This window comes from Rhizobium mesoamericanum STM3625 (assembly GCF_000312665.1).
Lineage (GTDB): Bacteria > Pseudomonadota > Alphaproteobacteria > Rhizobiales > Rhizobiaceae > Rhizobium > Rhizobium mesoamericanum.
Genome location: NZ_HF536777.1, coordinates 1 through 12029, shown reverse-complemented (window position 1 = coordinate 12029; position 12029 = coordinate 1). Strand labels below are relative to the sequence as shown.

General features: G+C 58.5%; 11 protein-coding genes. 7 read left to right on the top strand and 4 right to left on the bottom strand.

The features are described 5' to 3' along the window. The first annotated feature begins 153 nt into the window (after window positions 1–153). The 6 genes from BN77_RS28650 to BN77_RS28625 all read left to right on the top strand — a co-directional run bounded on the left by BN77_RS28650 (window position 154) and on the right by BN77_RS28625 (window position 8525). Window positions 154–1362 (top strand): tyrosine-type recombinase/integrase, encoded by a 1209-nt coding sequence (locus BN77_RS28650; protein WP_040679058.1) that lies wholly within the window; start codon window positions 154–156, stop codon window positions 1360–1362. Continuing rightward, window positions 1359–2891, top strand: coding sequence for a site-specific integrase (locus tag BN77_RS28645; protein ID WP_040679057.1), 1533 nt, complete (start codon window positions 1359–1361; stop codon window positions 2889–2891). The genes BN77_RS28650 and BN77_RS28645 overlap by 4 nt, the downstream gene beginning before the upstream one ends. After that, window positions 2888–5248, top strand: a complete 2361-nt coding sequence (locus BN77_RS28640; RefSeq protein ID WP_007538864.1) for a hypothetical protein — start codon at window positions 2888–2890, stop codon at window positions 5246–5248. Before BN77_RS28645 ends, BN77_RS28640 begins: the two co-directional genes overlap by 4 nt. Continuing rightward, window positions 5241–5693 carry a hypothetical protein gene (locus BN77_RS28635; protein ID WP_007538862.1) on the top strand — a complete coding sequence of 151 codons (453 nt, stop codon included), beginning with the start codon at window positions 5241–5243 and terminating at the stop codon, window positions 5691–5693. The genes BN77_RS28640 and BN77_RS28635 overlap by 8 nt, the downstream gene beginning before the upstream one ends. After that, on the top strand, window positions 5693–6103 hold the full coding sequence (locus tag BN77_RS28630) for a hypothetical protein (RefSeq protein WP_007538860.1): 411 nt from the start codon (window positions 5693–5695) through the stop codon (window positions 6101–6103). Before BN77_RS28635 ends, BN77_RS28630 begins: the two co-directional genes overlap by 1 nt. Before the next feature lie 139 nt (window positions 6104–6242). Next, window positions 6243–8525 (top strand): AAA family ATPase, encoded by a 2283-nt coding sequence (locus BN77_RS28625; RefSeq protein WP_040679056.1) that lies wholly within the window; start codon window positions 6243–6245, stop codon window positions 8523–8525. Here BN77_RS28625 and BN77_RS28620 read toward each other — a convergent pair. Next, window positions 8522–9070, bottom strand: a complete 549-nt coding sequence (locus BN77_RS28620; protein ID WP_007538857.1) for a cysteine hydrolase family protein — start codon at window positions 9068–9070, stop codon at window positions 8522–8524. The genes BN77_RS28625 and BN77_RS28620 overlap by 4 nt on opposite strands. 515 nt (window positions 9071–9585) lie before the next feature. On the opposite strand from BN77_RS28620, the gene BN77_RS28615 reads away from it, so the two are divergent. After that, on the top strand, window positions 9586–10014 hold the full coding sequence (locus BN77_RS28615) for a hypothetical protein (protein ID WP_007538855.1): 429 nt from the start codon (window positions 9586–9588) through the stop codon (window positions 10012–10014). Window positions 10015–10069: 55 nt separating this feature from the next. Here the strand turns inward: BN77_RS28615 and BN77_RS33850 are convergent, their stop codons facing one another. The 3 genes from BN77_RS33850 to BN77_RS28600 all read right to left on the bottom strand — a co-directional run bounded on the left by BN77_RS33850 (window position 10070) and on the right by BN77_RS28600 (window position 11126). Beyond that, window positions 10070–10285, bottom strand: coding sequence for a hypothetical protein (locus tag BN77_RS33850; RefSeq protein ID WP_157224558.1), 216 nt, complete (start codon window positions 10283–10285; stop codon window positions 10070–10072). A 40-nt stretch (window positions 10286–10325) separates the two neighbouring features. Next, window positions 10326–10691, bottom strand: a complete 366-nt coding sequence (locus BN77_RS31640; RefSeq protein WP_157224557.1) for a GNAT family N-acetyltransferase — start codon at window positions 10689–10691, stop codon at window positions 10326–10328. 72 nt (window positions 10692–10763) lie between these two features. Beyond that, on the bottom strand, window positions 10764–11126 hold the full coding sequence (locus BN77_RS28600; protein ID WP_040679051.1) for a hypothetical protein: 363 nt from the start codon (window positions 11124–11126) through the stop codon (window positions 10764–10766). Window positions 11127–12029: the final 903 nt, after the last annotated feature.

The window sequence follows — 12029 nt, the reverse complement described above, 5'->3', positions numbered from 1 at the left end:
TTATGGAACTAACGTGCGGTTTCGGAAGTGTTGCTTTTTGCCTCCGAACCGCCGTTTAGGCTGCTTGTGATTTCTGTGCAAAACTGCGGTTCGACCTGTTGCTTTCACGTTTCAATGTGAGACGTTTGCCGCGCTATCAAATCGCGAGGCAGCATGCCGGTCAATCTATCGCATCGAACATTGCCGCCAGCCCTTCGTGGTATCGTCAGTGTGAATTCACTCGGGCTACCGCGCTTCTTCGCAACTATCTGGTCTGACGCGCTCAATTCTTGGGAAGCATCGACTCGTCGGCGGCACCTGGCTGCACTGGACAGACTCTATCAAGCGGTGAAGGAACAGAACGGCGTCGACTGTCTCGACCGTTTGATCGCGGATGCTGACTGCGATGCCTTGGAGGATTGCCTTGTCGGCTTCTTGGCGCAGCTCCGCAATGAAGCTGCGATCAAACGGTCGGACAATACTCCGACGTGGACCACTGCGGTCGAGTTCATCAAAGAGATGTTGCAGCAGGCCCAGAAAGGAGCTGGCCCCCGTGCAAATGAGATCGCAGCGAAGATATTACGGCTCGAAAACTACTATGGCCAACTGGTGCCCAATTCGCCACGGCCGCCGCCTCCAATCCGGGCGCTTCCGCCGCTAGTTATCGAGGACCTGTACGAAATCTTCAGGCCGGATTCACCACGAAACCCGTTCAGGACTGAGACATTGCGCTGGCGCAACCTTTTGGTCTTCATGCTGTTGTTACGCCTCGGGCTTCGGCGTGGCGAAGGCGCGTTGCTGTATGCTTCATCGTTCAAGGAGGACTTCGACCCGGTCGCTCGCAACACTGTCCATTGGTTAGATGTTGAGGAAGTCGATGATCCAGACCCTCGGTACGAGCAACCTGGGCTGAAGACAGAGATGTCGCGACGCCAGCTTCCGCTGCAACAGGAGATCGTTGACCTCGTCCGGTTCTACATCCGCAACTATCGTGGACGGGCAAGTCACCCACATCTCTTGATCTCTCAGAAAGGCCTGCCACTTTCGCTTCGATCCCTCAGCGAAATCTTTGAGGTAGCGACGAAGGCTCTGTCAAATGAGGCCAAAAAATCTTTAGAAAAGCAGGGACTTAAAGGCGTCTCTTGTCATGATCTCCGCCATACATCCGCTGTTGTCAGGATGCGTCGATACCAGGACGCAGGCAATGACCTCGACAAAGCACAGGAGAAACTGCGGACTTTCTTCGGCTGGTCGAAGAAGTCGGATATGCCCCGGTTATACGCTAAAGCCTACTTTGAAACAGCGCTCGCCGAAGTCTGGAACGAGAAGTTTGAAAACTTTGTCGATGCCCTGCGTCGCACGGTTCCGGAGGCCGGACAATGAGTGCCACTGCACGCAGTGTGAAGCCGGAACTACTTGAAAAACTGGTGGAACTCTCTGCTGGGCTGCCACAACTTCCCCCGGTCATCAGATACTACGATGACTTCGCGGACGAGATGGTGGCTATTCGAGACATCGGCGATTGTGACCAGGTCGAACTTCGGTTGGATGGTGTTCGATGTCCTTTGGAATTCGTTCTGTTCGGAGCAGTTTCCGACGTGGTGAAGCGTGTTTTAGTCGACTGGCTTCACCAGTATGATCCGCATTCGGTGAAGTTGTGGTTCGACAGGCTCTGCAGTTACATCGTCCGCCGAGGCCTAGATTCCTTTGCATACCTAGTTGCTTCGCCCGCATATGACGCTCGTGCTCATTGGACCTCGTTCGTCTTGACCGAAGTGCAAGTGGACGAAGGCTCCGCGTTGAGGGCGATGTTACGATCTTTGTGTCGATTGAATATCGGACACTGGGAGCCTTCCGCGCTATCGGTTATTCGTGCATTGCCGAGTCCAAAAGTAGACAGGTATCGCGTCGTTCGCATCGGCGACTGCTTCCTGCCACTGGATCATCAAAGCCTGATCGTCGACCACATCGATGCGATGTGCGCGGCGCTTTCGAATGATCCTCAATCGGTTGATGACGAAGCGCTGCGGGACGTGTGCATCTTGGTCACGTCATACCAATATGCCTTCCGTCCGGGTCAGATCGCGCGGATCGAGACGGCCGATGTTCGGCTATACTCGACTGGTGCGGTGCATGTGGCGGTCACCCGGATCAAGCAAAAGGACAACCGCAAGCGCATTCGAGAAACCCGGCGGATCAAGCGAGAGTGGGGCCCGCTCTTCAATGAGTTCGTGAAGCGTCGGGACGCAGGAAGGGTCATGATAGAGGAGGGCGTGCCCCCTCGCCTCCTCTTCGGCCTCACGCCGTCCGGTGTCAGCCGGGTCATTCTTGAGCTTACGTCGGACCTGACTGGTGAGGCTTGGTCTCCAACCGACTTGAGACATACGGCGGCACAACGTCTCGCGGACGGCGGCATCTCGCACGCTGGTCTCTCGGAGTTCATGGGTCACTCTAGCGACCGCGTCGCAAACGTATACTTCGACGCGTCGCCGCCACAGGCCAAGCGTATCAACGACGCCCTGGCGATCTCGCCGATCTACAAGAACGTCGCCAAGATCGCGACGACGAAAACCATCGATAAGGCGATGCTGCTCGGTCTTCCGGCCGAGAAGCAGATCGGCGGCGTGCCTCACGGGATTCCTATTGCCGGAATAGGCGGTTGCAACCTGGGTCAAAACCTCTGCATGAAGAACCCCGTGGTGGCTTGCTACACCTGCTCCCAGTTCATGCCGCTGAACGACCCAGAAATCCATCAGGAGGTGGTGGAGAGCCTTCGTCCGGTCGTGACGGAGTTTGCCGCTGCGTCCCGCAACAACCAGCAATCCCCTGCCTACGCTCAATTGAAGAGCACGCTCGACGCCGCACGGCGCATCGCCGAGGAACTGAAATCCGATGGTGAGGACGAAGTATGAACCCGTTCTATGCCGAATATATCGCCACGGCCAAGAGGCTGACCGAAGAGCGGGGCCTAAGCTGGAACCTGGTCTTTGATGGTGATGGCAAGGTGAGCAAGGACACAAGGTGGAACCTGACGGAGCTTAGAGGCGGGCTATCCAAACCTGTTGCATGGCTGGGTCAGGTCGGGGTGGACACCGCACCCTTCGAGAAACTGAACGATATCAGAGTAGAAATGGGGCAAGGTCTCCTGCTGCCAAAGCCCATGTCTCCTCACTGGCTGGACTTCTTCCAGGCCGTATTGATCCACCAGCTTCTCCTCGCCCAGACGAAGCCAGGAAGCGCTGTTCAAGTGGGTGCGGGGATTCGACGGCTGGCACCTGCAGCAGAGGATACGCCTCCATGGGCGGTTACACCCGATCAAATCCAGCAGGCCTACAACGCCGTTCTGCGATCCTCGGAATCCGGCAAGCAGGCGCTCGACTTCGTGACCATGGTCAGGAACGTCATCGACAAACAGAAGCTCGCCGACACCCCTGCTCTGGCCCGTTTCTGCCAGCCCTATGCCAGCAAGGAAGCGTTGACCGCGCAACAGCGGGCCGATGCGGTCAAAGACCGCCAAAACGCCCACGGAGGCCGCAAGAGCCTTCGGCGCAGCCTAGCGGAACGGAAGTCAGCGTCCAAGCTTCCGGATGAAAAAGCATTCTGGGAGCTGGTGCGGATTGTGTTCACCGAGACGCCCCTGTCCTTCTCGGATGCGATCCGGTTCGCGGCATTCAAGGTCCAGATCATCATGGGCTTCCGGATCGGAGAGGCCGCCCTCCTTCCATTGGACTGGAAGCGTTGGCGTGAGTACCTGGATGCCGACGGCCGACCGGCCGGAGAGCACGGTGGGTTCTCCCGCTCGCTTATAATCCGATACTTCGCGGAAAAGCAGGAAGAGGACGATCTGGCCGAGGGCTTGGCCTTGTACGAAAACATCCAGCATGTCCCACCGATGTTCGAGGAGATTTTGGTCGAGACGCTCGACCACATCGCCACCATTACTGCCCCGCTGCGGAAGCGATTGAAACGGCAGGCTGAAACGGGCCGCATCTTTCCCGAGTATGCCGAGGACGCGCTCGTTCCTGCCTGGGAGATGTACGTCCGCATGACAGGAAATGCCGTCTTCTCGGATGCAGAGGTTCCGCCAGAGTTAATCCGGCAATACCGTGAGAGCTACGATCCCCAGTACCTCGACACGATCCGCGATCTTCAACTAGACGGCAGGCCCGCTGGTCTGTCGCAGTTTTGGACCAACCCGGCTCAACGGACCATCCCGATCCGGACGTCGGCAGGCGTGATCGAGAGTGGTCGGATCAACTGGCGATCCGCATTCGTCCGTATCGGTGACGTTGAGGAACATATCCGAGAAAATCGCGGCACAAAGCTGTCCGCCACCAAGCCGACCGCGACGACCGACGGTACGGTGTTTTATCCCCACGACCTCCTGTTCTTGATGCCGATCAGGAACCTCATCGAGGGACGCAACAACGGCCTTCTCGACACGACGTTGTACTCTGCCATCGGCATTCTGGACAAAGGCCCGCTCAACGGCTCCTTGAGCGGCAAGGCAAGCGGGGAGACCCTCTTCCAGCGATACGGTCAGACTGACGAGGACTGCGCGTTAACCCTGACCTCTCATTCCCTGCGGCACCTGCAGAACACCGAGCTGTTTCGTCTCGGCGTCGCCGACACGATGATCACCAAGAAGTTCGGCCGCCGTAGCGTTCAGCAGAGCTACGAGTACGATCACCGAAGCCTTCATGAGGATATCGAACATATCGACGTTCCTCCGGAAGCCGAAGATTCTCTCGGCGACAAGGCGCTTCAGGTCTACAAGATGATCGCCGCCAACAAGGTACGTGGACCTATCGTCGACGAGTTCCGGCGTGTCCAACGCGAGTATGGCGACGACGCAGCCTTCGACTACTTGAATGCCGAGGCCGACGGTCTCCACGTCACGCCCTACGGGCTATGCGTGAACAGCTTCACCAGCGATCCCTGCCCAAAGCATCTCGAATGCTTCAATGGTTGCCTTCATCTTGCGCGGACCGACGTCGTCGAAGAGCACGATCAGCTCGAAAAGATGCGAGACCGCTTCGCGAAGATCATAATCCAGTTGGAATCCGTACCCGAAGGCCGTCGATATGCTGGCTGGGCGAACCAGATCGCGCACGCCCGAATCCGCTACGAGAACATCGGCAAGGCGCTCGCTACCGAGCCCGGTGAACGCCCCTTCCCCGATGGCACGGACCTGTCCGTGACGCCCGAGCAGAAGTTCGGGAACACCATCATCGACACCATGAACCGCCTGAGAGACCTCGATGATTGATAAGAACGCCCATCTTGAGGAACTGCTGGAGGCGATGATCGCCGAGGACGAAACCATCACCGCCAGAGCCATCGTTCGGCGTAGCGGCGACGTCTTCAAGAACGCCACCGACATAACTCGGAATGTCGACCGACGCACCAAGTTCGAGACTGCCCAACGAAAGCAGGAGACTATAAGAACCTCCATCGGTCGCAGCAGCAACAAGTCTCGCGCAGAGTTGGACCGGTTGGTTGAGGTAAAGAACGCCGAGATCGATGAGCTACAGGCCGACAGGCAGCTCGTGATCGCCTCACATCGAATGATGATCCTTGCTGTCGCCGAAATGGGTGGCTTCTCGAAATGGAAGCGTTTCTTCGAGGGCTACCAGGCGACCGTCGAGAAGCTCGACAGCATGGATGCCATTCCTTCCGGCGAAGTCGTCGCCCTCCCTCCGAGGAAATCCTGATGGCGCGAGGGACGGGCAAGAGCGGCGTCGAGGTCGCCCGGGAACATGTCGATGCCCTAGAATCTTATCTGGAGAACCTTGGCGACCAGCCGCTTCCTCGCTACGGCGGCGTCGAGCTGAACAAGAGCGCCATCGCCAAAGCCTGCGGCTTCGACCGCCAGGTGTTCCGCAGCAATCCTCGTTGCGCCGAAATCCTGAGCACCGCCGACGACCGTGATCGCAAGGCGAACCTGACACGTCTCGAACAGGCGGAAGCTGACCGCGAGCAGAAGGCCAAGGTCGATGGTACCCAGATGGCCTTGGAGGAGGAAAACCTTCGGCTGAAGGCGGAGAACGCCTCGCTACGCCGCGACCTGGACCGCATGAAGCGACTGAGCGCGGTGATCGCCGAGACGGGTAGACTTCCATGATTGGGTGTTTGAAGTCTGGTCCTCGGAGCCGCGCCGTCGTGGCCCCGACAGGCCTTGGGAGCTGGATCGCAGTGAATGAGGCGCAGGGACCCGCGACGTTCCGTCGTGGGTGGCCGCAGTGAACGGAGAGCCAGAGCCCATGGCAGGGGCCAATCAACGACGGGGTGGCGCAGAGGGGCAGACGTTCCTGGTCCTTGGTGAGCGTTCTGAGCAGTCTTCCTGGGAGCTGTCCATCACGTCCGTTCACGCCAGCCGGTTCGGTGACCATGTGGTTATCGGCCGCGACGGAACAGAGCAGCTCCGCCGTGCCCTCGTTCTCTCGAAGCGGTCACCGCGCGATCCGGCCGTGGGCGAGACGTGGCGTGTTACGGGTCCGATCCAGCTTCATCCTGAGTATGGCCCACAGCTCCATGCCGAGGTAGCCCTGCCCCTCGTGACCAAGGGACGGGCGATCATCCGCCACCTTGCCACCGACAAGCGCTTCGTCGGTATCGGCTGGGCGACGGCGGAGAGGGTCTGGGAGCGCTTCGGCGAGACCATCTACGACATCATTCGGGACCGCGACCTGAAGGCGCTCGCGGAGGTCGTCGGCGCGGATCGGGCCATCGCTATCGTCGACGGGTTCGGCATGCTCGCCGAGGAGGTCGAAATCTTCCGCTGGCTGGATCGGTACGGCGTCTCGCCTCGTGTGGCCGGTGCCGCCGCCCGTGTCTGGGGGCTTGGAGCAATTGACCGCATCAAGGCCGACCCGTTCACGATGACATTGCTGGAGTCTTGGAAGGATGTCGATGCCAGAGCGCTTCGGCTGGGCGTTGCCCTAAACGACCCGAGGCGGCTTACGGCGGCCGTCGAGGAGGCGCTGGCCATCCGCTTCCGGGCAGGGAGCATGGCCTCCCCTTCCCCGGTCCTGAAACCCTTAGTGAAGCGCCTGCTCGCGCCGTGGACCGGCGATCCGGCGGGTGCCATCGATCTGGCCTTGGCCAGCGGTCGCGTGGTCTCGCCAGCCGCCGAGCTTCTGCAGTCGAGGGCCTGCCGGTTCATGGAGGAAGAGGTCGCGCGACAGATCGGCGAGCGCATTGGCCGTGAAGTTCCGGGATTCGACGGCAAGCTGGTTGTCGACGCCATCGCCAAGGTCGAGGAGGAAATCGGCTACGCCCTCACCGACGCGCAGCGCGAGGCGGTCTTCATGGCGACGACCTGCGGCGTCTGTGTGATCAGCGGCGGCGCGGGCACGGGCAAGACGACCGTCGTCCGGGCGATACTTGCCGCCTTGGAGGCTATCCGCGACGGTTTACCAACTTCGCAACGCCATGGCCTCGAACACCTGCAGGTGGCTCTGGCAGGCCGCGCCGTCAGGCGGATCAGTGAAGCGACAGGCCGCCCGGCAAACACCCTCTCGCGGCTGGTGCACGACATTGAGGATGCAGGCCGTCATATCGATGCGGGAACCGTCATCTTCGACGAATCCTCGATGCTCGACACCCCGTCGATCTACCGGGTGCTCGCCCAGTTGCCCATTGAGGTCAACCTGATCTTCATCGGTGACCCCGGCCAGCTCCCGCCTATCGGACCCGGCCTGCCCTTCCACACCATGGTCAAGGCGACGGGCATCCCCTCGGTCACCTTGGACATCGTTCACCGACAGGACGACGCCACCGGCATTCCCGCCGTCGCATCGGCAGTGCGCACCGGAAAGGCGGTCGGTCTCCGACGCTTCGATCCGAATGTTGCTCTGACACCTGGCCTCTATCTCTTCCCGGCGTCGAAGGGCGACGTGGCGGCAAAGACCATAGCAGCCTTCCGCGCCATGTGCGGGCGGGTTCCAGTTTATGGCAAGACGGCCGCCCTGCACGAAATGGACGTCCAAATACTCACGCAGGTAAAGAACGGCCCCGCCGGATCGAAGGAGCTGAACCGCGCCGTCGAGGTCGAGTACATGGGCAAACAGCCCAACGTCGAGGATTGGGGTCTGAGCGTCGGCTCGAAGGTCATGTGGCTGAAGAACGATTACTCGAAAGCCCCCCAGCTCGACGCCAAAGGGAAACCCGTCGTCGACAAGGTGACGGGCGATCCGATCTGCGCGGGGTTCATGAACGGGTCTCTGGGCGTCATCACCAAGCCCCATCCCAAAGGTGCCTGGGTGCGGTTCGACGATGGCGCTGAAGATGCGATCACAGCGGCCGACCTTGAGAAGCTCACACATGGCTGGGCGATCAGCGTCCACAAGGCCCAGGGGTCGGCATTCAAACGTGTCATCATCCCCGTCGTCCGGTCGAAGCTGCTGGACCGCACCATGCTCTACACCGCGATAACTCGCGGCATAGAGACCGTCGTCCTCGTCGGAGACATCGATCTGATCAACGAGATCATCGAGGCGGCTCCAGCCAGCTTGCAGCGGAATACGGCTCTTCAGTTCGTTTAGGCCGACAAGAGACTGACAACTTCGTCTGTCGGCCGCACGTCGCCAAAGCTCCGATAGATGCTGTGGAGCGTTGCGTTGTGGTCCTGATCTCGCCTTGCAGCCGTTCCGTCGGCGACGAAGATGACGCGGAAGCCGCAGGCATATGCGTCGCGTGCCGAGGACTCACAGCAGATATTCGTCAAGGTTCCGGTGATGATGACCGTGTCGATTCCATTGGCTCGAAGGTCTCCAGGGAGGTTCGAAGAACCAGGGAAAAACGCGCTGTAGGCGGACTTCTCGAAATACAGGTCCTGTTCCTGCGGGAATAGGCCAGCCCATACTCTCTCCGAGATTGGGCCAGCGCCGCCAGACGTCCTGAAAACCTCGGCTATCTCGTCGCCGAAGAACTCCCGTGCAAGGCCGGGATTAGGTTGATCGGAGCCGGGAACAACCCACGTCACTGTGCCACCAGCGGTGCGAAGAGCGTCTGCGAGGCGAATAATGTTGGGCAGTATCCCTCTGCAGTAGCCGCTTTCCTCGACGAAAAACGGGACCATATCGATCACGACCAGAGCCGTCCGACGTGGGTCGACAGATTCATATGCATGGCGTCGTCCGCGCCTCTGCTCCTGCCGCTCGTACTCCCGCTGCTCAATCAGCCAATTGTGAAGCTTTGGGCGCGGTCGAGAAACACCCGGAATGCACTGCTCTGATTAGAATCCATCTTGGCGGATCCTCGTGCGATGTGACGATGATCACCGGCCTGGCTACCAGCGTCAATGACCGCAGAGCAAGACCCCGATAAAGCAACAGGCAGGTGTTTTGGCTCAGCTATAGGGACTTTCCTGTTGCAAAACTTCCAGCTCTGAAAAGCAACAAATGGTGCGAATTTGGGATAGCAACGGGCTGCCCCTCTAGATTATTATGCGCTCCATGATTGAATCAAAAAGAATCATTCTGAAGATCCACTCGAGCCCCTTGTAAAATGGTCGAGTTGTGCAAGAATTATTAAAACAACCGAGAGGATGGATCAGCATTTAGCATTGTCCAATCAATACTAGCCACCCGGAGGGAAGGGACCATGTTGGCGTTGGAAAACTATGCGGAAAACAAAGCAGCTTTCATCAATTCTCTTGAGAAATGGGCGGGCGACAATGCAGACGGGGCGCGCACGAACGCTAATGTGGCCGCCAGCCAGACACTTAAAGCGACGTCTGACGCTGCCTATGAGTTCGTCCGGAATCTGCGTTCGCCTGTCCTCGATCGAGCGATCGAGACCTTTTACACCTCCGCAGCAGAGCGTGCCCTTGCTGCCAGGGATCTCGGGAAGTATCTGGCAGACGCGGGTCTCAAGTCTTCGGAGGGCGTGACGTGGGAGCTTCACGACAACAACTGGTGCCTCGGCGCACAGACGAGCATCACCTACGTCGACAACAGCGGTGACCCCCACACCATCACCGTCAGCGGTCACTACGACAGCAAGACCGGGTGGGGCACCGGCGTGTGTTGAGCCGGCGCTTTCAACGCGAAACTGACGTGCCCCTGAGAAATTCCTCCACGACGGATTAGGGTCCGGCCTGATAAAGGGACGGTCCAGCGGTGGGGTTCGACAGGCACTCGGAAGCACTAGTCTGCTCTGCAGCCATGCGCGCCAAGGCTTTTTCCCGTCGGGCAATGACATCCGGATCGTTCATGAAATCCGTCCGCTGCCGGGCTTGTGTCCGCGTCGGGCCGAAATCGGCATAGCGCTCGCGCACGATCGCTACGGCATAGTCACGCACGCCGTCGCTAATCCGGTTGTCGGCCACGCGCCTTGTGCAATCAGGATGTTGGTACTGCCTTGAAAAACCGGCGGCGTTCGAGCGTTTCCGCCTCTAGTACGAACCCCGCTTGCTTATAAAATCGGTCCGCAGGATTTGTGGTCAGGACGCTCAGCTTCGTAGGAAGTCCCTGTTGTGCTGCCTGGTAAGACTTCGTGTCCAGAACATAGGACCCTATTCCCCTGCTTTGAAAGGCGGGGGCTATATAGAGCTTTTCTATGAAAATGTGATCTTCGTGCCAGATCACAGCAATACATCCGACGGGCTTGCCGTCCAGTTCAATCACCTCATGACCCGCGATATCTAGGCTCTCCACCGTGTCAGACTGATTCCAGTCGCCCCACAACGCCTCCGCGTAAACGCGCATGCATTCCTCCTCCAGGTTAAGCAGGTAAGCTGCATCCGATTTTGTCGCGGGACGTAGGATTATTGACATTGTTTAGCCATTCGCCGCGTCTGGTATGCGACGTCGCACCAGTGCTTGCTCCAGTTCGTCTCCAAGCCACTGGTCGGGATAAGGTGTTTCCATAATTGTCCGCCGCAATTCCTGGACAGTGAGCCCGCCATATCCTAGCTCTTCAAGGCGCAACATAAGCAATGCAGCATCTATTTGAACCATGAAGCGGGCAGACCCACTTACCTGCTGCAACACGCCCCGCATCGCTGCATATGTTCTAAAACCAAAAGAGGCTGCGACAGCCTCATCGAAATGCGACGAACCAATAGCGGGATATCGCTTGCGTAGCGCCTTTTTGAGAGCTGCTACGTTGTGCGAAGAAAACTTTATTGTCTCAGAGAACATCGGCAACCCCTTATCCTCGTCGAAGTCTGCCGATTACACTTCGACCTCCGGACAGGGGACGTCATCGATTTGAATGCCCTTCAACCCGGCAGCAGGTTCGGTAAGGCTCCCATCGGAAAGCTAACACCTGCTCCTCAGACTATCAATAATGCAAATGCTACCCGCGCGGACCGTGGCGCGATACTGTGCGTGGAAATCGCGAAAGATCACTCTTCGTATCGTTCAGCGATCACCGCGCCTTCCTTATTCCCCATGAGCCAGACGTCTCCGTCGGCTGCCTCAAGGTCATAAAAGGAACGCTTCCCCAAGAGCTTCTTATCCGCAAATTGCCAGCCAGCACCTTGTCGTAGTCGCGCGGGTCAATCTCGAAAGAGCAGGTGACGATCACGTCGGTGGTGGCGCTGGCGTCGCAATCAAGGTTGCGAACCGACGGCGGTATGTGAGAAATGTTTAGAATGAAGGCCAAGCGGTCAGGGTCCTTATTGCGGTCCCAGTGGTTTAAGACCTTCGTGCCGCCCCAACCAAAAACGCCAGCGCCAGCCAGAAATATCAGACCGTACCTGAACTTCAATTCATTCCCCGTGGACGCGCCTTCGAATTCTAACGTCGTGAGCTAGATTATTCCTAGTTGCTTTCCCACGTCGCTGCAATCGGGGACTTCCTTCCGGATGACACTATTAATACCTCCGTTTGCGCGGCTCCAAAAAGCAACATGGCGTCGGTTCACTACCGCAACACCAGAATTATGTGTTGCGATTTGCCACGCAAAGAAAAGCAACAAACGAGGCGAATTTGGACGTGCAACACTCCAATTCAACCTAGCTCCGCCGAAACCCCTTCTACGGTGTGTGAATAGATCACTCACTCACCCAGCTTCACTGCCGAAACCGCACTCTTTGGAAC